Source organism: Streptomyces speibonae, assembly GCF_984686075.1.
In genome coordinates this window covers 5,069,187-5,094,589 of sequence record NZ_OZ480260.1, presented here as the reverse complement: position 1 = coordinate 5,094,589, position 25,403 = coordinate 5,069,187, and the positions used below count along the sequence as shown (strand labels likewise).

At 73.7% G+C, this 25,403-nt stretch carries 18 protein-coding genes; 15 read left to right on the top strand and 3 right to left on the bottom strand.

The genetic code is table 11. From position 1 onward, the window contains the following. The first annotated feature begins 170 nt into the window (after nucleotides 1-170). The 8 genes from AC5L3C_RS23000 to AC5L3C_RS22965 all read left to right on the top strand — a co-directional run bounded on the left by AC5L3C_RS23000 (nucleotide 171) and on the right by AC5L3C_RS22965 (nucleotide 13,785). A complete protein-coding gene (locus AC5L3C_RS23000; protein WP_493650629.1) occupies nucleotides 171-1,592 on the top strand; it encodes an ABC transporter substrate-binding protein in 1,422 nt (473 codons plus the stop codon). Between the two features lie 7 nt (nucleotides 1,593-1,599). Continuing rightward, nucleotides 1,600-2,949, top strand: a complete 1,350-nt coding sequence (locus tag AC5L3C_RS22995) for a carbohydrate ABC transporter permease (protein ID WP_493650627.1) — start codon at nucleotides 1,600-1,602, stop codon at nucleotides 2,947-2,949. Then, nucleotides 2,946-3,863, top strand: a complete 918-nt coding sequence (locus AC5L3C_RS22990) for a carbohydrate ABC transporter permease (RefSeq protein ID WP_125506116.1) — start codon at nucleotides 2,946-2,948, stop codon at nucleotides 3,861-3,863. The genes AC5L3C_RS22995 and AC5L3C_RS22990 overlap by 4 nt, the downstream gene beginning before the upstream one ends. Nucleotides 3,864-4,010: 147 nt before the next feature. Then, complete coding sequence (locus AC5L3C_RS22985) at nucleotides 4,011-6,278, top strand: bifunctional glycosyltransferase/CDP-glycerol:glycerophosphate glycerophosphotransferase (RefSeq protein ID WP_493650626.1); 2,268 nt, start codon at nucleotides 4,011-4,013, stop codon at nucleotides 6,276-6,278. Between the two features lie 151 nt (nucleotides 6,279-6,429). Continuing rightward, nucleotides 6,430-8,643 (top strand): bifunctional glycosyltransferase/CDP-glycerol:glycerophosphate glycerophosphotransferase, encoded by a 2,214-nt coding sequence (locus tag AC5L3C_RS22980; protein ID WP_493650625.1) that lies wholly within the window; start codon nucleotides 6,430-6,432, stop codon nucleotides 8,641-8,643. Nucleotides 8,644-8,650: 7 nt separating this feature from the next. Beyond that, complete coding sequence (locus AC5L3C_RS22975; RefSeq protein ID WP_493650624.1) at nucleotides 8,651-10,867, top strand: bifunctional glycosyltransferase/CDP-glycerol:glycerophosphate glycerophosphotransferase; 2,217 nt, start codon at nucleotides 8,651-8,653, stop codon at nucleotides 10,865-10,867. Continuing rightward, nucleotides 10,864-12,129: a hypothetical protein gene (locus AC5L3C_RS22970; RefSeq protein WP_125506112.1), complete on the top strand. Its 1,266-nt coding sequence runs from the start codon at nucleotides 10,864-10,866 to the stop codon at nucleotides 12,127-12,129. The genes AC5L3C_RS22975 and AC5L3C_RS22970 overlap by 4 nt, the downstream gene beginning before the upstream one ends. A 96-nt stretch (nucleotides 12,130-12,225) precedes the next feature. Then, the gene (locus AC5L3C_RS22965) at nucleotides 12,226-13,785 is read left to right on the top strand and encodes a hypothetical protein (RefSeq protein WP_493650623.1); all 1,560 of its coding nucleotides are present in this window, start codon (nucleotides 12,226-12,228) and stop codon (nucleotides 13,783-13,785) included. A gap of 9 nt (nucleotides 13,786-13,794) precedes the next feature. Here the strand turns inward: AC5L3C_RS22965 and AC5L3C_RS22960 are convergent, their stop codons facing one another. Continuing rightward, on the bottom strand, nucleotides 13,795-14,208 hold the full coding sequence (locus tag AC5L3C_RS22960; RefSeq protein WP_125506110.1) for an organic hydroperoxide resistance protein: 414 nt from the start codon (nucleotides 14,206-14,208) through the stop codon (nucleotides 13,795-13,797). Between the two features lie 123 nt (nucleotides 14,209-14,331). Between AC5L3C_RS22960 and AC5L3C_RS22955 the strand changes: the two genes are divergently transcribed. The 3 genes from AC5L3C_RS22955 (at nucleotide 14,332) to AC5L3C_RS22945 (ending at nucleotide 17,180) form a co-directional block, all read left to right on the top strand. Next, nucleotides 14,332-14,826, top strand: coding sequence for a MarR family winged helix-turn-helix transcriptional regulator (locus AC5L3C_RS22955; protein ID WP_493650622.1), 495 nt, complete (start codon nucleotides 14,332-14,334; stop codon nucleotides 14,824-14,826). A 115-nt stretch (nucleotides 14,827-14,941) separates the two neighbouring features. Beyond that, the gene (locus AC5L3C_RS22950) at nucleotides 14,942-16,582 is read left to right on the top strand and encodes a glycosyltransferase (protein ID WP_493650621.1); all 1,641 of its coding nucleotides are present in this window, start codon (nucleotides 14,942-14,944) and stop codon (nucleotides 16,580-16,582) included. 88 nt (nucleotides 16,583-16,670) lie between these two features. Continuing rightward, complete coding sequence (locus tag AC5L3C_RS22945; RefSeq protein ID WP_493650620.1) at nucleotides 16,671-17,180, top strand: hypothetical protein; 510 nt, start codon at nucleotides 16,671-16,673, stop codon at nucleotides 17,178-17,180. A 12-nt stretch (nucleotides 17,181-17,192) separates the two neighbouring features. Here the strand turns inward: AC5L3C_RS22945 and AC5L3C_RS22940 are convergent, their stop codons facing one another. Next, nucleotides 17,193-17,819, bottom strand: coding sequence for a TetR/AcrR family transcriptional regulator (locus AC5L3C_RS22940; RefSeq protein ID WP_125506108.1), 627 nt, complete (start codon nucleotides 17,817-17,819; stop codon nucleotides 17,193-17,195). Between the two features lie 144 nt (nucleotides 17,820-17,963). On the opposite strand from AC5L3C_RS22940, the gene AC5L3C_RS22935 reads away from it, so the two are divergent. The 4 genes from AC5L3C_RS22935 to AC5L3C_RS22920 all read left to right on the top strand — a co-directional run bounded on the left by AC5L3C_RS22935 (nucleotide 17,964) and on the right by AC5L3C_RS22920 (nucleotide 23,819). Then, nucleotides 17,964-18,893, top strand: coding sequence for an ABC transporter permease (locus AC5L3C_RS22935; protein WP_493650619.1), 930 nt, complete (start codon nucleotides 17,964-17,966; stop codon nucleotides 18,891-18,893). After that, nucleotides 18,886-19,809: an ABC transporter ATP-binding protein gene (locus tag AC5L3C_RS22930; RefSeq protein WP_493650618.1), complete on the top strand. Its 924-nt coding sequence runs from the start codon at nucleotides 18,886-18,888 to the stop codon at nucleotides 19,807-19,809. The genes AC5L3C_RS22935 and AC5L3C_RS22930 overlap by 8 nt, the downstream gene beginning before the upstream one ends. 144 nt (nucleotides 19,810-19,953) lie before the next feature. Next, nucleotides 19,954-22,149 (top strand): CDP-glycerol glycerophosphotransferase family protein, encoded by a 2,196-nt coding sequence (locus tag AC5L3C_RS22925; RefSeq protein WP_493650617.1) that lies wholly within the window; start codon nucleotides 19,954-19,956, stop codon nucleotides 22,147-22,149. Continuing rightward, a complete protein-coding gene (locus AC5L3C_RS22920) occupies nucleotides 22,146-23,819 on the top strand; it encodes a glycosyltransferase family 2 protein (protein ID WP_493650616.1) in 1,674 nt (557 codons plus the stop codon). Before AC5L3C_RS22925 ends, AC5L3C_RS22920 begins: the two co-directional genes overlap by 4 nt. A gap of 54 nt (nucleotides 23,820-23,873) precedes the next feature. Here AC5L3C_RS22920 and AC5L3C_RS22915 read toward each other — a convergent pair whose 3' ends face one another. Next, nucleotides 23,874-25,400: a hypothetical protein gene (locus AC5L3C_RS22915; protein ID WP_493650615.1), complete on the bottom strand. Its 1,527-nt coding sequence runs from the start codon at nucleotides 25,398-25,400 to the stop codon at nucleotides 23,874-23,876. Between the last annotated feature and the right edge of the window lie 3 nt (nucleotides 25,401-25,403).

Genomic DNA, 25,403 nt, shown 5'->3' with positions numbered 1-25,403 from the left:
GAGTCCCCGTACTCATCCCCCCGATGACACCGGGTCACGACGGGGTCACGATCCCGGACTTGACACGGGACGCGCTCTTGCCACCCCCACCCCCCGGGCGTAGACCAGAGCGCACGGGACAGCGCTCGAACGTTCGGCGAAGTACGACGGAGTACGAGAACGGGGCAGTGATGCGCAGGACGAGCAGGTTCATCCGGATACGCAGGTCGCCCGACCACCATGTGACGACTCCCCGCACCCGCAGGGCCACGAGGGCCGCCGCGGCGATCGCCGCGGGTGTGCTCGCGGTGTCGCTCACCGCCTGCGGAGGCGACGACGACAACGGCGGCGACAACGACAAGGACGGCGGGACCGCCGACACCGGCACCACCGTCACGCTGCCCGAGCTGGACGGCGAGAGCCTGGAGGTCGCCGCCGTGTGGACCGGCGCCGAACAGGCCAACTTCAAGAAGGTCCTCGCGGAGTTCGAGAAGCGCACCGGCGCGAAGGTGACCTTCGTTCCCGCCCAGGACCCGATCATCAACTTCCTCGGTTCGAAGGTCGCGGGCGGGGCGCCGCCGGACGTGGCGATGCTGCCGCAGCCGGGCGCCATCAAGCAGGCCGTCGACAAGGGCTGGGCCAAGCCGCTGGGCGCCGAGGCGAAGGCGGAGCTCGCCAAGAACTACTCGCAGGGCTGGCAGGACATCGGCACGGTCGACGGCAAGCAGTACGGCGTCTACTACAAGGCCGCCAACAAGTCGCTGGTCTGGTACAACGCCCAGGTCTTCGAGAACGCCGGCGCGGCCGAGCCGAAGACGTGGGACGAACTGCTCACCGCCGCGCAGATGGTGTACGACTCCGGGGTCACGCCGTTCTCGGTCGGCGGCGCGGACGGCTGGACGCTGACCGACTGGTTCGAGAACGTCTATCTGTCCCAGGCGGGCCCGGAGAAGTACGACCAGCTGGCCCGGCACGAGATCAAGTGGACGGACCCCTCCGTCAAGGAGACCCTGACCACGCTCGCGGAGATCTGGGGCAAGAAGGACTATGTCGCGGGCGGCGCCTCCGGTGCCCTGCAGACCGACTTCCCGGCGTCCGTGACGCAGGCCTTCACCGGCGGCGACCAGCCCAAGGCCGCCATGGTCTACGAGGGCGACTTCGTACAGGTCAACATCGGGGAGACCGAGGCGGAGGTGGGCACGGACGCCAAGGTGTTCCCGTTCCCGGCGGTCGGTGACACCCCGCCCGTGGTGTCCGGCGGCGACGCCGCGGTGATCCTGGAGGACTCCGAGGCCTCCCAGGCGCTGGCGACCTTCCTCGCCTCCCCGGACGCGGCGCGCATCCACGCCGGTCTGGGCGGCTACCTCTCGCCCAACAAGAACGTGCCGAACGACGCGTATCCCAACGAGGTCCAGCAGCGGATGGCCAAGGCGCTGGTCGACGCCGGGGACGACTTCCGCTTCGACATGTCCGACCAGGCCCCGCAGGCCTTCGGCGGCACGCCCGGCAAGGGCGAGTGGAAGGTGCTTCAGGACTTCCTGAAGGACCCCTCGGACATCGCGGGCACCCAGGCGCAGCTGGAGGCCGAAGCGGCCGCGGCGTACGGGAACTGAACCGGCGATGGCGTCGGACACGGCGGCGGGGGCCCTGAAGCCGGGCCCCGCCGCTCCCAAGTCGCGCAGAAGCGTCACCGGCACGCGCAGAACGGTCGCGGCGCTGTTCCTGCTGCCCGCGCTCGTGCTGCTCGGTGCGCTCGTGGTCTACCCGATCGGGTACTCCGTCGTCCGCAGTTTCTACGACCAGTCCGGCGACGGATTCGCCGGACTCGACAACTACCAGGCGCTGTTCACCGACGACGGCATCCGTGCCGCGCTGAAGAACAACGTCATCTGGGTGGTGTTCGCGCCGACCGTCGCCACCGCGCTGGGCCTGGTCTTCGCGGTGCTGACCGAACGGGTGCGCTGGGGCACGGCGTTCAAACTGGTCGTCTTCATGCCGATGGCGATCTCCATGCTGGCGGCCGGGATCATCTTCCGTCTCGTGTACGACCAGGACCCGGACAAGGGCGTGGCGAACGCGGTGTGGGTGGGGGTGCACGACACCTTCGCCCAGTCCTCGGCGTTCCCGAAGGCGCACCCGGGCCGTGAGTCGCCGCTGGAGCCGGCCGGCGGGGGCGCGTTCATCACCAAGTCGCCGGTGCGCACGGGCGACACGGTGACGCTGCCGATGGTCGGTGTGGCCCCGGACCAGATGCCGGACGACACCGCGCGGGCGGCGGCGCCGAAGCCGGAGGACGACCGGATCTCCGGGACGGCCTGGCAGGACTTCACCCGGGGCAAGGGGGTCGGCACGCTCAACCGGGTCGACGCCTCGGAGCTGGGCTATGCGGGGATGCGGATCGAGGCGGTGAAGGACGGCAAGGTCGTGGAGAAGGCCACGGCGGGCGACGACGGCACGTTCTCCCTGTCGTCGAAGGCCGACGGCGCGCATCTCAGGCTCCCGGCGAGCAACTTCGCGGCGCCGTACAACGGCCTGGACTGGCTCGGCCCGTCGCTGGTCACGCCGGCCATCATCGGCTCGTACATCTGGATGTGGGCGGGCTTCGCGATGGTGCTGATCGCGGCCGGGCTCGCGGGCATGCCGCGTGAGCTGCTGGAGGCCGCGCGGGTGGACGGCGCGAACGAGTGGCAGGTGTTCCGGCGGGTCACGGTGCCGCTGCTGGCGCCGGTCCTCGCGGTGGTCACCGTCACGCTGATGATCAACGTGCTGAAGGTGTTCGACCTGGTGTTCATCATCGCGCCGGGCTCCTCCCAGGACGACGCCAACGTGCTGGCGCTGGAGCTCTACCGCAAGGGCTTCTCCGAGGACCAGCCGGGCATCGCCAGCGCGATCGCGGTGTTCCTGCTGCTGCTGGTGATCCCCGTCATGTGGTTCAACGTACGACGGCTGCGGCGGGAGGTGCGGCGATGAGCGCGGACGCCGGGAGTCTCACCACCGGGGCGGGTGCGCCGCCCCTGCCCGCCGCCGGGGCCCGGCAGTCGCTGGGCTCCCGGCTCGGTCAGTGGGTGAGCGGCGGTCTGGTCCGGGTGTTCCTGATCGTCGTGGGCCTGTTCTGGCTGGTGCCGACGTTCGGACTGCTGCTGGCCAGCCTGCGCACGCCCGAGGACATGGCCTCCGACGGCTGGTGGACGGTGTTCACCGAGCCCTCGCAGCTCACCTTCGACGCCTACGAGACCCTGCTGAAGAACGACGACATCACCGGATCGCTGCTGAACACGGCGTACATCACCGTCCCGGCGACGGTGCTGGTGGTGGTGATCGGCTCGCTCGCCGGGTACGCCTTCGCCTGGATGGACTTCCCGGGCCGCGACTGGTGGTTCCTGGCGGTCGTGGGGCTGCTGGTGGTGCCGGTGCAGGTGGCGCTGATCCCGATCGCCGAACTCTTCGGCACGCTGGGCATCTTCGGCTCCGTGACGGGCGTGGTCGCCTTCCACGTCGGTTTCGGTCTGCCGTTCGCGGTGTTCCTGCTGCGGAACTTCTTCGCGGAGATCCCCCGTGAGCTGCTGGAGGCGGCCCGGCTGGACGGAGCGGGCGAACTGCGGCTGTTCGTACGGGTCGTGATGCCGCTCGCCGGTCCGGCCATCGCGGCGCTCGGCATCTTCCAGTTCCTGTGGGTGTGGAACGACATGCTGGTCGCGCTGATCTTCACCGACTCGGGGAGCCAGCCCATCACGGTCGCCCTGCAGACGCAGGTACGGCAGTTCGGCAGCAACATCGACGTGCTGGCGCCGGGCGCGTTCATCTCGATGGTGGTCCCGCTGGTGGTGTTCTTCGCCTTCCAGCGGCAGTTCGTCTCCGGCGTGATGGCCGGCGCGGTCAAGTAGCAGAAGACATCTCCGAGTTGAAGGGGCGGGCCGGTCGGGCCCGCCCCTTCGTGTGACGGTCGTCCCCCGGATGCCGCACGGGGCGTAACCGAGTCGGCCCAGCGGCCGTTGCCGGGCAGAACGCCCGCACCGACCGTTGGATGCCCCTTGCCCAGGTTCAGTGTCATTGTCCCCGCGTACCAGGTTCAGGCGTATCTGCACGCGTGCCTGGAATCGGTGCTGTCCCAGTCGTATCCCGATCTCGAACTGATCGCCGTCGACGACTGCTCGCCGGACGCCTGCGGTGCGGTGATCGACGAGTTCGCGGCCCGTGACCCGCGCGTACGGGTGGTGCACCTGCCGGAGAACCTCGGGCTCGGGCGGGCCCGCAACGCCGGCATCGACCGGGCCACCGGCGACTACCTGGTGTTCCTGGACGGCGACGACACCCTCACCCCGGGCGCGCTCCTCGCCCTCGCCGACCGGCTGAAGGAGACCGGCGACCCGGACGTGCTGGTCTACGACTACGCGCGCACGTACTGGTCGGGCGAGGCCGTGCGCAACCGGGCCGCCGCCGAGCTCACCGAACGCGGCCCGGCGCCGTTCACGCTCGACGACCGTCCGGGGCTGCTGAACCTGCTGATGGTGGCCTGGAACAAGGCCTACCGCCGGGAGTTCGTCCGGCGCGCGGGCCTGGCCTTCCCGCCCGGCTACTACGAGGACACCCCGTGGACGTACCCGGCCCTGATGACGGCCGAGTCGATCGCCACGCTGGACCGGGTGTGCGTGCACTACCGGCAGCGGCGCTCCGGCTGCATCCTGCGCACCACCAGTGAGCGGCACTTCGACGTCTTCGACCAGTACGACCGGGTGTTCGCGTTCCTCGACGAGCGGCCCCACCTCGAACGCTGGCGGGCGGTGCTGTTCCGGCGCATGGTCGACCACCTGGTGACGGTGTACACGCGGCGGGAGCGGCTGCCGCGCGGTTCGCGTGCCGCGTTCCTTCGCCGGGCCCGCGCCCACTACCGGCGCCACCGGACACCGGGAGCGCCCGTCCCCGCGCGCGCCCGCGTCCACCACACGCTGGTCCGCTTCGGGCTGCACCGCACCTACCGGGCGATCAGGCTCACGGCGGCCCTGTGCCGCGGGACGGCCCGGCTCGGCGGGCGGCTGCTGCGGGCCCTGCGCCGCGCCGCCCTGCGCGGGCACTACCGCTTCCAGCGGCTGCTCCCGCTCCGCGCCGACCAGGCCCTGTTCACCGCCCACGCGGGCCAGGGCGGCGACCCGGGCGCCCTGGAGTCGGCGGTGCGCGACCTCGCCCCGCATCTGCGCACCGCCTGGGTGGCCGCCCCCGAGCACCATCACGCCCTCGCTCCGGGCACCCGCCGCATCGTCCCCGGTACGGCGGCCCACTGGACCGCGCTCGCCCGGTCCGCCTATCTGGTGACCGACACGGCGAGCGAGCCCGGTCTGCTCAAGCGCCGGGGCCAGATCCTGGTCCGGGCCCAGCGCGGCACCCCGCTCGGGCACGAGGGCCTGGACCTCCAGGAGCGGCCCGCGGCGGCCCGGGAGACCGATTTCGCGCGGCTGCTGAAGGACGTCGACCAGTGGGACTACGTGGTCTCCGCCGACCGTCACTCCACCCTGACCTGGGAGCGGGTGTACCCCGGCCGCTACACCACCCTGGAGTACGGCAGGCCGCGCACCGACCGCTTCCACCGGGCGACCGGTGCGGACGTGGCCGCGCTGCGGGAGGCGCTGGGCGTGCCGAAGGGGGCGGTGGCGATCCTGTACGCGCCGGCCCACCGCGACTACCTGCGCACCCAGCCCCGGCTGCTCGACCCGGAGCGGGTGGCACGCCGGCTCGGCCCGCGGTTCGCGGTGCTGGCCCTGGGACCGGACCGCCGCCCGCACGACGCCCCGGCCGGTTCCGGTTCCGGGCGGGTCCTGGACGTCACCGGGCACCCGGACCCCGCGGCGCTCTGCCTGGCCTCGGACGCCCTGGTCACCGACTTCTCCCCGCTGATGTTCGACTACGCGGGCCTGGACCGGCCGATCGTCCTGCACACGCAGGGCCGGGAGGCGTACGAGGCGGCCCGGGGCCTCTACTTCGACCCGGGGACGTTCCCGCCGGGCGCGGTCGCCTGCGACGAGGACGAACTGGTCGACATCTTCGCCTCCGGCCACTGGTGCGGCGCCCGCTCCACCCGGCTGCGCGCGGCGTTCCGCGACCGCTTCTGCCCGCACGACGACGGCCGGGCCGCCGAGCGCGTCGTCCGCCGGGTCCTGCTCGGCGAGACGGCCGTCCCACCGGTCGTCCCCGTGGAGGAGCGCCGCCCGGCGCCCTCGGCGGCCGCCGTGCCCGCCGTGCCGTCGCCCGTGGCGCCACCCCCGCGGCAGACCGCCGGGCTGGTGACCGTCACCGACGGCGGCTGACCGTCGTTGGCCCCTGGGGAGTTCCCATGCCCCCCGGCTCGTCGCGGCCCGCGCCGCCGCGGCCGCCCGCCCGGCGGCCGGCGGGGCGGCCCGGTCGGCGTCCCGCACGCCGGTGCGGCCGGCGCCACGACATCCCTACGGAAAGAGCAGCATGCCCCGCTTCAGCATCATCGTCCCGTCCCACGGGGTCGCAGGCCGGCTGGGCCAGGCGCTGGACTCGGTCCTCGCCCAGTCCTTCGGCGACTTCGAGCTGATCCCGGTCTGTGACGCGCCCGGTTCCCCGGCGGCCGACGTGGCCGCCCGGCACGCCGAGCGGGATTCCCGGGTGGCGCCCGTGCACGCCCCGCCCTCGCAGGGGCTCGCGGGGGCGCGCAACGCGGGGATGCGGGCGGCGACCGGGACGTATCTGCTGTTCCTCGACGGCGACGACGTCCTGGTCCCGGGTGCGCTGGCCGCCCTGGACGCGCGGCTGGAACGGACCGGGCGGGTGGACGTGCTGCACTTCGAGCACGAGCGGGTGCCCTGGTGGGAGGGCGAGCCCGGCAACCCGGCGGCACCCCTGCTGGCGGGCGCCCCGGACGGCGCCTTCGCGCCCGGGCGTGCCCCGCGTCTGACCGGCGTGGGCCTGCCCGCGTGGAGCGCGCTGTGGCGCCGTGCCTTCGTCGCCGAGCAGTGCCTGGCCTTCCCCGGGGGACACTTCACGGACATCGGCTGGGGCGGCCTCGCGATGCTGGGCGCCGAGCGCGTGGCGGTGCTCCGCGCGGTGGTCGTACGGCATCTGGTGCGCCGTCAGGGCAGCCGGCTGAACCTGCCCGGCGCGCACCACGCGGAGCTGCTCGACCAGGTCGCGCTGGTGCTCGGCCGGGCCGCCGACCTGGAGATCCCCGCCGCCCGGTCGGGACCGCTGTTCGAGCAGCTGTTCGCGGCCGTGCTGAAGACGGCCGCCCACTCCCGGCGGCTCCCGTCGGGCCGCCGCGCCTTCTTCCGCCGGGCGAGCGATCTGTACCGCCGTCACCGCCCCGCCGGGTTCCGGCCCCCGGGCGGCAGCCTGGGCGTGCAGCACCGGCTGCTGGCGGCCGGTTCCTACGCGGCGTTCGCCGCGCTGCGCGGCACCCGCCGCGCGGCGGGCCGGGCGGCGGCCGTGCTGCCGCGCCCGCGGGGCCTGCGCACCCGGCTGCGGTACCGGATGCAGCTGCGCCGCCCGCTGGATCCCCACCTGGCCGTGTACTGCGCGTACTGGGGCCGCGGCTACGCCTGCAACCCGGCCGCGATCCACGCGAAGGCCCGCGAACTCGCCCCGCACATCCGCTCGGTGTTCCTGGTGGAGGCCGACCAGGCGCACACCGTGCCGGACGGGGTGGAGTACGCGGTCCTCGGCAGCCACCGCGCCTGGGACCTCCTCGCCCGCGCGACGTACCTGATCAACAACGCCAACTTCGCGGAGGGCGTCGTCAAGCGCCCCGGCAGCGTCCATCTCCAGACGCAGCACGGCACCCCGCTGAAGACCATGGGCGTCGACCAGTCGACGTACCCGGTGGTGGCCGCCGCCACCGGCAGCTTCGGCAAGCTGCTCGGCCGGGTGGACCGCTGGGACTTCAACCTGTCCTCCAACCCACACTCCACGCGCGTGTGGGAGCGCGCCTTCCCCGGCTCCTACGAGCACCTGGAGTACGGCTATCCGCGCAACGACGTGTATGTGACGGCCGGTGCCGACGACGTGGCCCGGATCCGCGCGGAGCTGGGCATCCCGGAGGGCGCGCGGGCCGTGCTGTACGCGCCCACCCACCGCGACCACCACACCGGCTTCGTGACCGGCCTCGACCTGGAGGCGTTCTGCGCGGCGGCGGGCGACGACGTCGTGGTGCTGCTGCGCGCCCACTACTTCTACGACCGGGGCGGGCGCGGCACCGCCGGCCGGACCGGCAAGGTCATCGACGTGTCCGCGCACCGCTCCTCGGAGGACGTGTGCCTGGCCGCCGACGCGCTGATCACCGACTACTCGTCGATCATGTTCGACTACGCCAACCTGGACCGCCCGATCGTCGTGTACGCCGACGACTGGGACGTCTACCGGGAGATCCGCGGCGTCTGCTTCGACCTGATGGAGGCTCCGCCGGGGCCGGTGGTCCGCACCCCCGACGAGCTGGCCCGGGTGTTCCGCGACGGCTCGTACGCCGGCGCGGAGTCGACGGCGCTGCGGGCCCGGTTCCGTGAGCGGTTCTGCCCCTTCGACGACGGCCGGGCCGCCGAACGGGTGGTGCGCCGGGTGCTGCTCGGCGAGCCGCCGGAGGCCCTGCCGCCCGTGATCCCGCTCGCGGAGCGTGTCCCCGCCCCCGCGGCCGCCGCCACTCTGGTGAGGAGCTGACGAAGCAGTGCCCCGCTTCAGCATCATCGTCCCCGTCCACAAGGTGCAGGGCTATCTGCACGCCTGCCTCGACTCGGTGCTCGGACAGTCGTACCGCGACATCGAGGTGATCGCCGTCGACGACCGGTCGCCCGACGGCTGCGGAGAGATCCTCGACGGGTACGCGGCCCGGGACGAGCGGGTCCAGGTGCTGCACCTGCCGGAGAACGTGGGCCTCGGCCGGGCCCGCAACGCCGGGATGCCGCACGCGACGGGCGACTACCTGTTCTTCCTGGACAGCGACGACACCCTCACCTCGGGCGCGCTGCGCGCCCTGGCCGACCGTCTGGACGAGACCGGCGACCCGGACGTGCTGATCTTCGACTACGCCCGCACCCACTGGTGGGGCGGCACCCGGCGCAACGCGCTGGCCCATATGCTGGCGGACGCGTCCGGGGGAACCTTCACGGCCGCCGAGCGGCCCGAGATCCTCGACCTGCTGATGGTGGTGTGGAACAAGGTCTACCGCCGCGACTTCGTCGACCGGGAGGGCTTCGCCTTCCCGCCCGGCTACTACGAGGACACGCCCTGGACGTTCCCGGTGCTGCTCAGCGCCGGGCGGATCGCCACCCTGGACCGGATCTGCCTGTACTACCGTCAGCGCCGCCAGGGCAACATCCTGTCCACCACCAGCCGCAAGCACTTCGACGTCCACGAACAGTACGCGCGCGTGTTCCGCTTCGTCGACGCCCGGCCGGCGCTGGCGCACTGGCGGCCGTTCCTGCACACCAAGATGGGCGAGCACTGTCTCGACATCCTCTCCAAACCGGACCGGCTCCCCCCGTCCGACCGGGGCGAGTTCTTCCGCCGTACGGCCGAGATGTTCCGCCTGCACCGCCCGGAGGGCGTCCGGGTCCCCGCCGAACTGCGGGTGCTGGAGGGCGGCTACGCCGGGTACGTGCTGCGGCGGCAGGCCGGGCGGGCCGGCCGGGAGCTGGAGCGGCGGGCCCGGCAGGTGCGCGCGGGAGCGGCGGCCCGGGCGGTGCGGGCCCGGTCCGTACCGCGCCGCCCGCTGGATCCGCGGCTCGCCGTGTACTCGGCCTTCTCGCACCGGGGTGTGCTCGGCGACCCGGCGGCGATCTACCGCGCGGCGCGTGAACTCGCCCCGCACATCAGGGGCGTGTGGGTGCTGGCCGACGAGGAGAAGGCGGCGGGGCTGCCGCCGGACACCGAGTACGTCCTGCTCGGCTCGCCCGGCTACCGCAGGGCGACCGAGCGGGCCACGTACCTGGTCAACAACGTCAACTGGTCGGGTGCGCTGCCCAAACGCCCGGGGAGCGTGCACATCCACACCCACCGGGGCACTCCGCTGAAGTTCATGGGCGCCGATCTGCTGGACAGGCCCGGCGCCCGGCACGGCTTCGACGTGCCGCAGATGCTGCGCCGGGCCGACCGCTGGGACTACAGCCTGGTCGCCAACCGGCACTCCGAGCTGGTGTGGGAGCGGGCCTTCCCCTGCCACTTCACCTCCCTGCGCAGCGGCAGCCCCCGCAACGACGTCCTGGTCGGCGCGGGCCCGGACAGCGGCCGCGCCGTCCGCGCGCGGCTCGGCGTCCCCGAGGGCAACACGGTGGTGCTGTACGCGCCGACCCGCCGGGACTACCGCAGGGACGGGCTGGTGGAGCGGATCGACCTGGCCCGGTTCGCCGCCGACCTGGGCGAGGGCCGCACCCTCGTGGTCCGGCTGCACCCCTCGCTCGCCGACGGTCCCGCACGCGGCCTCGGCCTCACGGAGCTGCACCGGCGGGGCGTGCTGATCGACGCGACGGACGAGCCGGAGGTGCAGGACGTGCTGCTCGCCGCGGACGTCCTGGTCACCGACTACTCGGCCCTGATGTTCGACTACGCGCTGCTGGACCGGCCGATCGTGATCCACGCCGACGACTGGGACGCCTTCCGGGCGAGCCGGGGCGCGTATGTGGACATCACGGCGGAGGCGCCGGGGCATGTGGCGCGCTCCTACCGTGAGCTGGTGTGGCTGCTGGAGTCCGGTACCTGGCAGGACGAGGAGGCGGCGCGGCTGCGGTCCGCCTTCCGGCAGCGGTACGGCGAGTTCGACGACGGCCGGGCCGCCGAGCGGGTGGTGCGGGCGCTGATGCTGGGCGAGCCGCTGCCGGAGCCGGCCCCGGGCGGCGACCGGGTGCCCGCCCAGGCCGGGAGCCGTGACCTGCTGACCCCGTCGTGAGGCCGCGCACCTGGGTCCTGCTGCTGGCCGCGGTCTTCGCGCTGCTGCAACTCGCGAACGTCACCGGCCGGGACACCCCCGACAGCAAGAACTACCTGTCGTACGCCCTGAGACTGGGCGGCGCGGACACCCACGAGGCGGCGGCGGTCACCATCGACCACTACTGCGCGGGGCGGGCCGCGATGGCGCACCGCGCGCAGAACGTGAACGTGGTGCGCTTCCACGCCCCGGATCCGGCGCCCGAGGTGCTGCGGGAGTGCCGGGAGCAGGAGTGGCGGGCGGTCGAGGCGCATCTCGCGGCCGGGCGGGCCGAGGGGCACACGGTGCCGTTCATGCCGGAGCGGTTCATGCGGATCTTCGAGGTGCGTCCCGGCTATCCGGTGTTCCTGGTGCCGTTCGTCGGCCTGCTGGGGGCGACCTGGGGCCTGTGGGCGGCCGGTGTGGTGATCACCTGCGCGGGCGGGGTGCTGGCGTTCCTGGTGCTGCGGACCCTGTCGGTGCCGGTGCCGCTCGCGCTCACCGGGCAGGCGCTGTTCCTGGTGCTGCCGTGCGGGACGACCGCGATGCGCCCGATGACCGAGGGGCTGCTGCTGGCGCTCACCCTGGCCGCGCTGTGGGGGTGCGCGCTGGTGCTGGAGGGGCGCAGGACGCGGGCGGGCGTGGCGCTGGTGTGCGCCGCGCTGCTCGCGCTGTTCACGGTGAAGCACTCGCAGGCACTGTTTCTCGGGCTGGGCCTTGCGGTCGCGGGCGCGGCGGTCGCGGTACGGCGCCGGTGGCGGGGGCGGGCCGTGGGGCAGGGGGTGGCGGCCCTGGCGGCGGCGGGGTGCGCGGGAGTGCTGGGCACGGTGCTGCTGGCCCGGCTGCTGCACTATCCGTCGGTGTCGGAGAGCGTGCAGGATCTGCTCACCGATCATTTCGCCCGCCCGGACCGGGAGCGTCCGTGGGCGGAGTTCTTCCAGCTCCAGGGGAACTTCTGGATGGAGTGGCTGCGGCGGCAGCTGTGGGAGCCGCTGTTCGTGGCGGCGCTGGCGGCCGGTGCGGCGGGCGCGCGGCGGCGGCCGGCGTTCGGGGCGTTCCTGGTCGCGGCGGCGGCCACCGGGATCCTCAACCAGGCCGGGCATCCGGACATCAACATCTGGGGCGGCCGTTTGATCACGCTGGCCTGGCTGCTGCCGGTGCTGGGCGTGCCGCTGCTGCTGGAGCCGGTGGTACGGCGGGCGGTGGTGCCGACGCAGGGCGCTCCGGTGGAACTCGCCCGCTGACCTGCCGTCACTCGATGGGGTGATGCGGGGTCATGCGGTCGACCCCGCCGGGAACATACGCCAGATGTCTGAAATGCCCTCATTCCTCGTCATCCGATGAGCGCCGGAGTCCTCGTACGGCGGACCGTGGGCGGTGCCACGGCGCTGCGCGGCGGCGGGGCCTGGCGCCCCACTCCGTACCAGCTCTTCGGCTTTCTGTTCTGGCTCGTGATGTCACTGGCGTACTGGAGGGTGCCGCTGTGCTGCGACGCCGGGCAGCACGCGGCGGTCGTCGAGCGGCTCAAGGACGATCTGCTGCACCCCCGGCATCCGATGGCGGACCTGCCGGGGGCGGGCAGCCCCTACTACTCGCCGTTCGCCTGGGTGCAGGCCGTGGCCGCCCGGCTGACCGGGCTGGGCGGCTGGGAGGTGCTCAAGCTCACCGGGCCGCTGAACCTGCTGGTGCTGCTCACCGGGATCGGCCGCTTCGTGCGGACCCTCACCCCGCGCCCCTGGGCGCCGGTGCTGGCGCTCACCGCGATGACGCTGGTGTGGGGGGTGGAGCGGGCGTGGTGGAGCGGCTATCTGAACCTGATGTCGATGACCGGCAACCTCGCCTACCCGTCGACGTTCGCGATCGGACTGGCCTTCTGGGCCTGGGCCCTGACGGGCGCCCGGGCCCGGGACGCGGAGGCCGTGCGGTACGTGGGGCCGGGCGGGCTGCGTCCGCTGTCCGGGTACGCGGCGCTGGGCGCGCTGTACGGGGTGCTGCTGCTCGTGCATCCGATCACGGCGGTGGCGGCCGCGCTGGGCGCGCTGGCGCTGGTCGCGGGGTGGCAGCGCCGGTGGTCGGCGGCGGTCGCCGGGCGGTGGGCGCTGACCGTGGCGGTGGCGCTGCTGGTGGGCGCGTGCTGGCCGTACTTCGATGTGTTCGCCCTGGCGGGGGACGGCACGGTGGACGCGATGCACCGGCGGCTGTACCGGGACCTGCCCGGTCAGTTCGGGCTGGCGCTGCTCGGGCTGCCGGCGCTGTGGCTGCGGGCGTGGCGGACCTCGTGGCGTGACCCGCTGGTGCTGATGTTCGTCCTGGACTGCCTGGTGGTGGCGTACGGCTGGGTGAGCGGCCACTACACCTACGGCAGGGTGCTCGGGCTCACGCTGGTGCCGTTGCAGTTCGCGCTCGCGGTGGAGCTGGCGGCACCCCGGCCGTGGCCGGTGTGGCGCAGGGTGCTGGGCGGGGCGACGGCGGCGGGGGCCTGCGCGGGCTTCCTGACCGTGCACGCCGGGGCGGTGGTGCCGCCCGCGGCCGACCCGGTCGGCTTCGAACAGCCGCCGGACTGGCCGGCGTACGACTGGGCCGCGCGGCACATCGATCCGGGCGAGGTGGTGATCACCGACGGCTACCACGCCGTCCACGCCATCGCCGGGTACGGGCCCAACCTCGCCGCGCCGGCCTGGCCGGACGCCGCGCTGGACGAGCGGGAGCGGTTGCGGCGGGTGGCCGATGTGCACGCGTACCTGGATCCCGGTTCGACCCGCGCGGAGCGGGCCGCGATCGTCCGCCGGTACCACGCGCGCTGGCTGCTGCTGACACGCTGGCAGCGGGTGCCCGAGGAGGCGGTGGTGGTGACGTGGAGCCGGCGGACGGGGGAGGTGCTGGCGCGCGTCGGGGGGTGAGCGGCGCGGTTACTCGATGACGAGGCCGACCGGGATGTTGCCGCGGGTGGCGTTCGAGTAGGGGCAGACCTGGTGGGCCTGCTCGACCAGCTTGCGGCCGGTCGCCTCGTCCAGGCCGTCGGGCAGCTCCACCCGCAGCGTCACGGCGAGCGCGAAGCCCTCGCCCTGCTTGCCGAGGTCGACCTCGGCGGTCACCGCGGCCTCACTGAGGTCGACCTTGGCGGCGCGGCCGACCACGCCGAGGGCGCTGCCGAAGCAGGCCGCGTACCCGGCGGCGAACAACTGCTCGGGGTTGGTGCCCCGGCCGTCGCCGCCCAGCTCCGCGGGGGCGCTCAGCCCGAGGTCCAGCTTGCCGTCGGAGGTGACGGCGCGACCCTCGCGGCCGTGGGTGGCGGTGGCGACAGCGGTGTAGAGCGCGTCCATGGGAGACCTTCCCTCGTCGGATACCGGGCCGTCCCCCGCGGGGGTCCGGCCCTCTCACGACCACAAGTAGAGCACACAATTAAATTGCGCACAACCAAATGGCCCGCGAGCTACCCTGGAGGCATGACCGTCTCCCCGAGCCCGCCCTCGGCGACGCCCCTGCCGGGCGCCCCGGAGGAATGGCTCCGCCTCGACCGGCAGATCTGCTTCAGCCTGCACGCCGCCTCCCGCGCCTTCAACGGCGTCTACCGGGTGGTCCTCAAGGACCTCGGGCTCACCTATCCGCAGTACCTGGTGATGCTGGTGCTGTGGGAGCACGGCACCCTGCCGGTGAAGCAGCTCGGCGAGCATCTGCGACTGGACTCCGGCACCCTGTCCCCGCTGCTCAAGCGCCTGGAGACGGCCGGCCTGGTGCGCCGGGAGCGCAGTGCGCGCGACGAGCGGTCGGTGGAGGTCCGGCCCACCGAGGAGGGCGAGGCGCTGCGGGCGCGGGCCGTGGAGGTGCCCCGCCGGATCCTCGCCGCGACCGGCTTCGAGATCGACGAGATCAAGGCGCTGAGCACCCAGCTGCACCGGCTGACCACGGCACTGGACACGGCGGCGGCCGACGGCGCGTGACGGCGGCATCGCGGGCGCACGGCGGTCGTACGGGGGGCACGGCGGGTACGGCGTGTACGGGGCTCCCCGAGCGGGGCAAAGGGTATGAATACCTCACCACGTGCCCGAGGACGCCATGCACCCCTTTCACCCCCGGCCCGCCCCCGACGTCGCCGTCGTCGCCGTCGTGGTCATCGGCCACGACGACGCCGCCCATGTGACCGACGCCGTCCGCTCGGCGCTCGCGCAAGGACCCGCCGTAGGCGAGGTCGTCGCCGTCGACGACTGCTCGACGGACGGCAGCGCCGGCCTGCTGGACCGGCTGGCCGCCGAGGACCCCCGGGTGCGGGTGATCCGGCTCGCGGTCAACAGCGGCGGCTGCGGCACACCCCGCAACACCGGGCTTGACGCGGTGACCGCGCCGTACGTGATGTTCCTGGACAGCGACGACGTCCTGCCGCCCGGCGCGGTGGACGCCCTGCTCACGGCCGCGGCCGGGGCCGGCGCACAGGTCACAGGCGGTCTGTGCGTACGCCGTGAGCTGCCGTCGGGCCGCGAGGTGCCGTGGGAGCCGGACCTGTACGCCGCGCCCGCCGTCCTCGCCCACCCCGCGCACCGCCCGCGTCTGGTCCACGACACCCTCTGCGTCAACAAGCTCTACGCCACCGCCTTCCTGCGCGAGCACGGCATCCGCTTCCCCGAGGGCCGCTTCCCCTACGAGGACATCGTGTTCACCGCGCGGGTGTGGGCCGCCGCCCCGCGCGTGGCCCTGGTCCCGGACCGGGTATACCTCTGGCACGTCCGGCGCTCCGCGCGGCGGCTGTCGATCTCGCTGGACCGCGCGGGCGTCGGCAACTGGCGCGCCCGCACGCACGCGTGCCGCACCGCGTACGCGATCCTGCTGGACGCCGGGGAGAAGCGGCTGGCACGCCGGGCACGGGCCAAGTTCCTCGACCACGACCTGCGCATGTACGCGCGCGAGCTGCCGCTGCGGGACGTGGAGTACCGGCGCGCGTGGTGGGCGCACACCCGGGCCTTCCTCGCGGAGTTCGACGCCGCCGACCGCTCCCGCGACCCGGTGGCGCCGGGACCGCTGATCGCCCGGGTCGTCCTGGCCTCCCCCGCGCCGCGCGACCTGCCCCGGCTGCGGGAGCTGGCGGCCCGGCCGGCCCGGCTGACCCCGCCGTACGCCCGCGCGCGGGAGGGCACCCCGTGCTGGTCGGACGACCTGCCCGGCCTCACCCTGGAGGGCCTGCTGACCCGCCCCACCGCCCGGCTCCCGCTCGCCGTGGACGCGGAACTGCGCCCCCGCGCGCGCCGCCTGCGGCTGCGTCTGCACGACCTGTACGGCAGGACGGCGCAGGCGGGCCCGGTCGAGGCGGAGGTGGAGTGGCGGCACCGGGACGGCGCGGCGCCGGCCCTGCGCCGTACGGTGCCGTTGCGTGCGTCCATGGAGGGAACCTGGGTCGCGGAGACCCCGGTGCGTCCGGAGCGGCTGGCGGCGCTCGGCACCGGCGCCTGGGACCTGCGGCTGCGCCTGCGCTTCCGGGACGGCTCGGCCCGCGCCGTCACGGCCCGCGCCCTGTCCGGCCCCGGCCTGCTCCGCCGCCACGCGCTGCCGAGCCCCCGGCACGGCCTGGTCCTCGTCCACCCGTACGCCACCCACTCGGGCTCCCTGGCCCTGCGCGTGGCCACCGGCGTGCGCGGCATCGTCCCGGCCCTGCGGAGCGGGCTGCGGCGCCTGGCCGGGCCGGCGGCGCGGCTCCTGCTCAAATGATCCTCAGAGGATCATGCGGGCGGTGGCCGTGTTCGTGCCCTGGCCCATAGTGTCCGGAGCAGTGATCACGCGGGCTGGGGGAGGCCGGATGGGCGTGCGGCGCGGGACGGCGGTCCGGGCTCTCGCACTGCTGGCGGCGGCGGGCTGCGCCTCGGGCAACGACGACACCGGCGGCAGTGCGGCGCGTCCCGCCCCGACCGAGCGGCCGGCCACCGGTCGGCCCGCCCCCGATCGGTCGGCTGTCGCGGTCACGGCCTCCGAGCTCGGCTCCCGGGACGGTGCGGTCCTGGCCGGACGGCGGGGCCCGGCCCGTGGCGACGGCGGCTTCTCCTACCGGGCCGGCCCCGCGGGCAAGGCCCTCGTCGTCGCCGTGAACTGCCGGGGCAAGGGCACCGTCGACGTCGCGCTGCCTGCGATGGACGCGGGCTTCCGCTTCGCGTGCGGTACGGACGAGCCCACCCTCACGTACAACGAACTCGCCGTGGCCGGCGCCCATGAGCCGGGCACGGTGCAGGTGACGGCGTCCTCGGCCGTCGCCTGGGCGGTCGCCGTCGGCCGAGGCGGCCCCGCCGGGGACGACGCGCTCGCGTCCCGCTGACCGCGCCCCGCGTCAGAGCGCCTTCAGGGCCGCGGCGGTCGCCCCGGTCAGCGAGGCCAGGTAGCCCTTCGGGAGCCTGGGGCTGCGGATGACCACCGAGCGCCAGTACAGCGGGCCGGAGATGAGGTCCAGCGCCAGGTCGTGGTCGAGTCCGGGGCGCAGTTCGCCGCGGGCCTGCGCCGCGGTGACGATGCCCTTGGCCACGCCGTCCTGGCCCTCGCGCACCGCCTTCTGGAGGGCCTCGGCGATGTCGGGGTTGCGGGCCGCCTCGGCCTGGAGGTCGGGCAGGATCTGCGAGGCGACGGGGTGGCGCAGGGCGCGGGAGCTGACCTCGTACAAGAGGCGCAGGTCGCTCTCCAGGGAGCCGGTGTCGGGGGCGGGCAGGCCCTGGACGGCGATCGCGGACACCAGGTCCAGGACCAGGTGGAGCTTGGAACGCCAGCGGCGGTACACCGCGGTCTTGCCGACGCCCGCGCGGCGCGCGATCCCCTCGATCGACATCCGCGCGTAGCCGACCGCGGCGAGCTCCTCGAAGACGGCCGCCCGGATCGCCTCCGTCACGTCCTGGCGCAGTACGGCCGCCCCGGCCGGGGCCCGGCGGCGCGGACGCGGCTGGGGCTCGTCTGCGTTCGTCGTCATGCCGCCCAGCATAGGCCGCCACCGTAGCGACGAAACGGTTGCGTTCCGACGTGTATTCGGCCTACGCTCCGTCACGACGATACGGTCCCGTCCCGACGTCGAATACCCGTTGCCCTCCCCCTCCCTCTAGCGAAAGCAGCGGATGTGAGTCAGGTCCTCCACACACCGCCCCCCGCACCGGCCGGCCCGGCACCCGCCGAGGACGACCTCGCGGCCCTCGCCGCCCGGCACGGCCTCACGGTCAGCGGCGCCCGGCCGTCCCTCATCGAGTACGTCCGTCAGCTCTGGGGCCGGCGGCATTTCATCCTCGCCTTCTCCCGGGCGAAGCTCACCGCGCAGTACAGCCAGGCCAAGCTGGGCCAGCTGTGGCAGGTGGCGACCCCGCTGCTGAACGCGGCGGTGTACTTCTTCATCTTCGGTCTGCTGCTGGGCGCCAACCGGGGCATCCCGAAGGATGTCTACGTGCCGTTCCTGGTGACGGGCGTGTTCGTGTTCACGTTCACCCAGAGCTCGGTGCTGGCGGGTGTGCGGGCGATCTCGGGCAACCTGGGGCTGGTGCGGGCGCTGCACTTCCCGCGGGCCTCGCTGCCGATCTCGTTCGCGTTGCAGCAGCTCCAGCAGTTGCTGGCGTCGATGATCGTGCTGGTGGTGATCATGCTGGCGTTCGGCAGCTTCCCGGATCTGTCGTGGCTGCTGGTCGTGCCGGCGCTGGTGCTGCAGTTCGTGTTCAACACCGGGCTTGCGCTGATCTTCGCGCGGATGGGCAGCAAGACGCCGGACCTGGCCCAGCTGATGCCGTTCGTGCTGCGTACGTGGATGTACGCCTCGGGTGTGATGTTCCTCATTCCGGCGATGCTGCACTACAAGGACGTTCCGTCCTGGCTGGCCGACGTCCTGCAGTGGAATCCGGCGGCGGTGTACATGGATCTGGTGCGGTTCGCGCTGATCGACGAGTACGGCTCGTCGTACCTGCCGCCGCACGTGTGGGCGTTCGCGCTGGGCTGGGCCCTGCTGACCGGCGTGGTCGGCTTCGTCTACTTCTGGAAGTCCGAGGAGAGGTACGGCCGTGGCTGACACCACCGACCAGAGGGTCCCCACCGTCATCGCCGACGGCGTCGACATCGTCTACCGGGTCAACGGCACCGGCGCCGGACGCGGCTCCGCCACCGCGGCCCTCAACCGCATCCTGCGCCGCAAGCAGACCGAGAAGGCCTCCGGCGTGCGCCGGGTGCACGCGGTGCGCAACGTGTCCTTCGTCGCTTACCGCGGCGAGGCCATCGGCCTGATCGGCACCAACGGCTCCGGCAAGTCGACCCTGCTCAAGGCCGTCGCCGGACTGCTCCCGGTGGAGAACGGCCGCATCTACACCGACGGCCAGCCCTCCCTGCTCGGCGTCAACGCCGCGCTGATGAGCGACCTGACCGGGGAGCGCAACGTCCACCTCGGCGGGCTCGCGATGGGCATGTCCCGCGACGAGATCAAGGCCCGGTACCAGGAGATCGTCGACTTCTCCGGCATCAACGAGAAGGGCGACTTCATCACCCTGCCGATGCGCACCTACTCCTCCGGCATGGCGGCCCGGCTGCGCTTCTCCATCGCCGCCGCCAAGGACCACGACGTCCTCCTCGTCGACGAGGCGCTGGCCACCGGCGACCGCTCCTTCCAGAAGCGCTCCGAGGCCCGCATCCGCGAGCTGCGCAAGCACGCCGGAACGGTGTTCCTGGTCAGCCACAACAACAAGTCCATCCGCGACACCTGCGAACGCGTGCTGTGGCTGGAGCGGGGCGAGCTGCGCATGGACGGGCCGACCGAGGAGGTGCTCAAGGAGTACGAGGCGTTCACCGGGGACAAGACCGCCAAGGCCAAACCGAAGCCCAAGCCGAAGCCAGAAGCGAAGGCCGAGGCGAAGACCGAGGCGAAGACCGAGGCGAAGACCGAGCCCAGGAGCGAGGCGACGACCGAGCCGCAGGCGGCCGCCGCCGCGTCGTGAGGCCCGGGGGGCGGCCGTAGGACCGTACGGCCCGCGCGGCTCACCTGCGCCGCCCCGCGCGCCTTGGCGTCCACTTCGTCGCATTGGTGTCAATATGACCGAAGAGGACTGTCCGGAGCGACGCGTAGCCGAAGGAGCCCCTCGATGCCCGAGCTCAGCGTCATCGTCCACGGGCCGAACACGCAGGATCATCTGACCGGCCTCCTCGGCTCGCTCGCCGCCCGCCCCCTCCCGGACGTCGAGGTCGTCGTCGCCGCCGTCGGCGACTGGGCCCGGGAGACGGCGGAGCGGCACTCCGCCCAGGTCCAGGTGGTGCCGCTGCCCGCCGGCACGTCCGACGCGGCGGCCCGGGCGGCCGGGGCCGCGCGGGCCACCGGGCGCTGGCTGCACTTCGTCCCCGCGAAGGACGGCCTGCCGCCCGGCAGTTCCCGCACGGTCGCGGAGCGGACCGCCGAACTCCCCGACACCGTCGACGTCCTGCTCGTCGACCACCTCCGCAGCACCTGGCGCAGCTCCGGGCTGCCCTCGGCGGACGGACCCCTGCTCACCCGCGCGGGCCGCACCGACCTCGCCCTCGACGACGGCGCCTACCTGCTGCGGCTGACCCCGCTGCTCGGCACCCGCGTGCTGCGCGCCGGCTTCTGGCGGGCCCACGAGGAGCGGCTCACCACCGACAGCGAGCCGGAGGCCGCCCTCGCCGCCCTGCTGCTCGCCGGCCGTGTCGCCTGCCTGCCGCACATCGCCCACGAGGACCGCAGGCTGCGCCCCGCGAGCCTCCCGGCGACCACCCCCGAGCAGCACTTCGCGCTCGTCGACCGCTACGAGCGCCTCCTCGACCTCGCCCGGGAACGCCCCGCCGTCTACACCGTGCTGTACGAGATCATGGTCCGGGACTGCCTGCGCACCTTCGCCCGCGGCGGCCTGCCCGACGACGTGGCCGAGGAGTTCTTCCACCGGGCCTCGCTCGCCGCCCTGCGCCGCCGCCCCGAGGGCCACCGCCGCCCCGCCGGCCTGGACGGCATGCGCCGCGCGCTGCTCGAGGAGGACGCCTACACCAAGTACCGGGCCTTCCAGACCGCCAACCGGGCCCGCCGCGCGGTGCGCTCCGCGGTGCGCGCGGGGAAGCGCGAGGTCGGCGCCCGGGTCCGCGACACCCAGTACCGCAGGGCCCTGCGCCGCCCCGTCGACCCCCGTCTCGCGGTGTTCTCCGCCTACTGGAACCGGGGGGTCGCCTGCAATCCGGCAGCGATCGCCGCGAAGGCGTCCGAACTCGCCCCGGACATCCATCCCGTCTGGGTGGTGACCGAGCGCAACGCGGCCCTGCTCCCGCCCGGCACCGACCATGTGGTCCCCGGCACCCGCCGCTACTGGGAGGTGCTGGCCACCGCGAAGTACCTCGTCAACAACGTGAACTTCCCGAACGCGGTCGTCAAACGCCCCGACGCCGTCCATCTCCAGACCCACCACGGCACCCCGCTCAAGCGCATGGGCCTGGACCAGATGCCGTTCCCCGCCGCCGCGCAGGGACTGGACTTCGACGCGCTGCTCGAGCGCGTCGACAAGTGGGACTACAGCATCTCCAGCAACAGCCACACCACCCGCATGTGGGAGAGGGCGTACCCGGCTCAGTTCGTCTCGCTCGACCACGGCTATCCGCGCAACGACGTCTTCTACACGGCCGGCGCCGCCGACATCCGCGCGGTCCGCGACCGCCTCGGCATCGCCCCCGGCCGCCGGGCCGTCCTCTACGCGCCGACGCACCGGGACTACGAGGCCGGCTGGACCCCGCGCCTGGACCTCGCCGCCCTCGCCGACCGCCTCGGCGAGCACACCGTGCTGCTGGTGCGCGCCCACTACTTCTACGACGGCGGCGCCTCCCCGCTCACCGGGCTGCGCCGCTCCGGCCGCATCGTGGACGTCTCCGCCTACGACCCGGTCGAGGAGCTGTGCCTGGCCGCCGACGCCCTCGTCACGGACTACTCGTCGATCATGTTCGACTACGCCAACCTGGACCGCCCGATCGTCATCCACGCCGACGACTGGGAGACGTACCGCACCACGCGCGGGGTCTACTTCGACCTCATGGCCGAGGCACCCGGCCCGGTCGCCCGCACCCAGGAGGAGCTGACCGAGATCCTCGCCACCGACGCCTGGCACGACGAGAGCGCGGCGAAGGCGCGGGCGGCCTTCCGCCGCCGGTTCTGCGAGTACGACGACGGCCGCGCCGCCGAACGCGTCGTGCGCCGGGTCTTCCTCGGCCAGGACGAGGCGTCGCTGCCGCCGGTCCTGCCGATCGGGGAACGCACCCCGGCGCCCACCCCCGAGGAGGCGACCGCGTGACGACCGACCCGCGGATCCCCGACGTCACCGTCACGGTGATCGTGCACAACGACGCCGAGCGGCTTCCCCGCGCGGTGGAGTCCGTACGCCGCCAGACCCACCGCAACCTCGAGATCATCGTCAGCGACGACCACTCCACGGACGACACGCCCCGGGTGGCCCGGGAACTGGCGGCCGCCGACCCGCGCATCCGCTGCCTGCGGCTGCCCGAGAACAGCGGCGGATGCAGCGTACCCCGCAACCGCGCCCTGGAGACCGCGCGGGCCCCGTTCCTGATGTTCCTCGACTCCGACGACGAACTCCCGCCGGACGCGGTCGCCTCCCTGCTCGCCGCGCACCGCGCACGCGACATCGACTTCGCGATGGGCGCGGTGCGGCGGATCCGGGTGGACACCGGCCGCCGCTCCACCTGGATGCCGCACCTCGTGCAGGAGCACCGCACGCTGGACGGCATCGAGGACGACCCGCGCCTGTTCTTCGAACACCTGTCGACCAGCAAGATGTACGCCCGCGCCTTCCTCGACCGGTACGACCTGCGCTTCCCGGAGGGCATCCACTACGAGGACCAGCTGTTCTCGGCGCAGGCGTACTGCCTGGCGAAACGGTTCACGATCATCCCCGAGCCCGTGTACCTCTGGTACGTCGCCCCGTACGCGGGCTCCGAGGCGGCGTCCATCTCCAACCAGCGGCATCTGCTCAGCAACGTCCGCGACCGGATCCACGTACAGCGGCTGATCGACGCGTTCCTGGTGGAGAGCGGGCACGGGGCGCTGCGCGAGGACAAGGACCACAAGTTCCTCAAGCACGACTTCCGGATGTACGCGGGCGACCTGCCCTACCGGGACGAGGAGTGGCTCGCGTCCTTCGCGGACGTGGTCAACCCGTACCTGGGGACCCTGTCCCCCGGCGCCTACGCCCGGCTCCCCCGCCCCGAACGGGTGGTGCTCCAGCTGGTCCGCGACCGCCGCTTCACCGACGCCCGGCTCGCCGCCCGGGGCCTGGCCCACTCCGTCGCGCCGAGGCGGCTGACCACCGACGCGGACGGCCGTACCTACTGGGGCGACCGCGTCCCCGGGTCCGCCGGGGCCCGCCGCGAGCTGGACCTCACCGACCTGGAGCCGGCCACCCGCCCCTTCTTCGGCGCCCAGTTCCGCCATGAGATCACGGAGCTCACCCCGGGCCCCGGCGTTTCGGTCGACCTGACCGTGCGCACCTACGACCCCTCCCTGCGCCTCCCGGTCGGCCCCCAGCGCGCGAGCCTCGTCATCTCCCCCGGCCGGCGCCGGCTCACCGTGCCCTTCCGGCTCTCACCGGTACGGCCCGGCGTCTTCGAGGGCCGGGTCCGGCTCGACCCGGCGACGGCACGCCTGCCGCTGAGCGGCTTCGCGGGGGTGCGTCACCCCGTGGTCCGGCTCACCTGCGGCGGCCAGAGCAACCGGGGCGTGCTGCTGGCTCCCCTCGACTTCCCGGCCCGGACCGCCCGCGTCCCCTACCGCTCCGGCGCGGCCCCGCACCGGGTCACGGTCGAACCGGAGGGCCACGGCCCGGGCCGCCTCCAGATCCGCTGGACCCCGGTCGGCCTCACCGCGACCCTCCGCCCCCTCGCCACCCGCCTGGCCCACCCCAAGGCCCGCCAGGCCGCCCACCTCATCGCCGGCGCCCTGCGCTGAAACCCAGCCCGTCCGGCGTTCGAGAACCCGCACCACCCGCCCACCGCCCCCAGCTCATGGCACCGCGTACAGCACCTCCCCCTCCGGCCCCCGGGCCACCGCCCGCAGCCCCGTCCCCGCCAGCACCCCCCGCCGGTCCACCACCCACCGCACCCCGAACCCCCGCTCCACGTGCCTCCGTACGGACTCCGGGGTCCCCGCCGCGAAGTACGCCTCCGTGGCCGCCGCCCGCCGCTCCCCGTCCGGAAGGAAGAAGTCGGGGTAACCGGGCGCGACCGTGTACGCCCCGTACGCCGGAACCTGCCGCGCCGACCGCCCCTCGGCCATGACCACGTCCCCGTACCGCACCCACGGCGTGATCCAGTGGTATCCCGTCCACGGCTCCCGGTACCGCTCGGCCACCGCCTCCGGCAGGACATCGCGCGGCACCACGTACCCGAGCGTCCCCGCCTGCGCCCACCCCCCGACCGCCAGCGCCCCGCCGAGCAGCAGCGCCCACACACCCCGCGCCCGTCCCTCCCGCGCGCCTACGGCCGCCAACGCCACCCCCACCTGCGCCGGCACCACCACCGCGGGCAACGCCCGCCCCCACGAGTAGTGCCCGGTCACCCACCCCGCCGAGACGACCACCACTCCCAGTGCGAAGAACACCACCAGCGGATCCCTGCGGTCGCGCAGCCACCGCGGTATCAGCGCGGCCACCCCGAGCAGCACCAGCCCGTACCGCGGGAGCAGCCGCGTGTACAGCCCCCGGTGCACCGACTCCAGCCCGTCCCCCGCGCCGAGCAGGGCGAAGAAGTCGTAGTACGGCCACGCCCACAGCACCACCGCTCCGGCCGCCGCCGCGACCCCCAGCCGCGGCCACACCGCCCGCCCCGCCCGGGCCGCGACCACCGTGGCGACCGCGCCCAGCGAGGCCACGATCCCCGAGAACTGATGGCAGAGCAGGATCACCCCCCACAGCACCCCCAGGCCGGTCCACGCCCCCCACCCGCCCGCGCCGCCCCCGCGCAGCGCCCCGGTCAGCCAGGCCCAGAAGTGGAAGGCGAGCCCGAGGGTGAACGTGCTGGGATACGCCATCGTCAGCGCCAGCGAGTTGAGCCCCAGGAAGCCGCTCCACGCGAACGGCGTCGTCCCCCACACCAGCAGCAGGCTCAGCAGGGCGAGCGCGGGCGCCGCCGGATGCGCGCTCAGCGTCCGTATGTACCGCCAGACGCCCGTCACCAGCAGCACCAGCCCGGCCGCGGCGGCCAGCCGCAGCACCGCGAACGTGCCCAGCCCCGTCAGCCGGGCGACCGCGCCGAGCACCAGCATCCACGGCGAGTAGTACGGGCTCGGGGTGTCCGCGTCGACCAGCGGATTGCCGGGGTCGAGCAGACTGTGCCGCAGCCGCTCCACGGTCGCCGCGTGGATGCCCAGGTCACCGGCCCAGGGCAGCCGTACGACAAGCAGGACCAGCAGGACCAGCACGAGCCCCGCGGCGGCCCGGGCTATAACCCGGCCGATGGCCGCCGGAGGGGCCGGTACGCGGCGCGTACTGCCCCGCCCCGACCCTACGGACGATATGAATCGGACATTCACATA

Coding starts and splice junctions, on each gene's coding strand:
- AC5L3C_RS23000 (WP_493650629.1), top strand. CDS start 171: ATGCGCAGGACGAGCAGGTTCATCCGGATACGCAGGTCGCCCGACCAC.
- AC5L3C_RS22995 (WP_493650627.1), top strand. CDS start 1,600: ATGGCGTCGGACACGGCGGCGGGGGCCCTGAAGCCGGGCCCCGCCGCT.
- AC5L3C_RS22990 (WP_125506116.1), top strand. CDS start 2,946: ATGAGCGCGGACGCCGGGAGTCTCACCACCGGGGCGGGTGCGCCGCCC.
- AC5L3C_RS22980 (WP_493650625.1), top strand. CDS start 6,430: ATGCCCCGCTTCAGCATCATCGTCCCGTCCCACGGGGTCGCAGGCCGG.
- AC5L3C_RS22965 (WP_493650623.1), top strand. CDS start 12,226: ATGAGCGCCGGAGTCCTCGTACGGCGGACCGTGGGCGGTGCCACGGCG.
- AC5L3C_RS22960 (WP_125506110.1), bottom strand. CDS start 14,208: ATGGACGCGCTCTACACCGCTGTCGCCACCGCCACCCACGGCCGCGAG.
- AC5L3C_RS22955 (WP_493650622.1), top strand. CDS start 14,332: ATGACCGTCTCCCCGAGCCCGCCCTCGGCGACGCCCCTGCCGGGCGCC.
- AC5L3C_RS22950 (WP_493650621.1), top strand. CDS start 14,942: ATGCACCCCTTTCACCCCCGGCCCGCCCCCGACGTCGCCGTCGTCGCC.
- AC5L3C_RS22945 (WP_493650620.1), top strand. CDS start 16,671: ATGGGCGTGCGGCGCGGGACGGCGGTCCGGGCTCTCGCACTGCTGGCG.
- AC5L3C_RS22940 (WP_125506108.1), bottom strand. CDS start 17,819: ATGACGACGAACGCAGACGAGCCCCAGCCGCGTCCGCGCCGCCGGGCC.
- AC5L3C_RS22925 (WP_493650617.1), top strand. CDS start 19,954: ATGCCCGAGCTCAGCGTCATCGTCCACGGGCCGAACACGCAGGATCAT.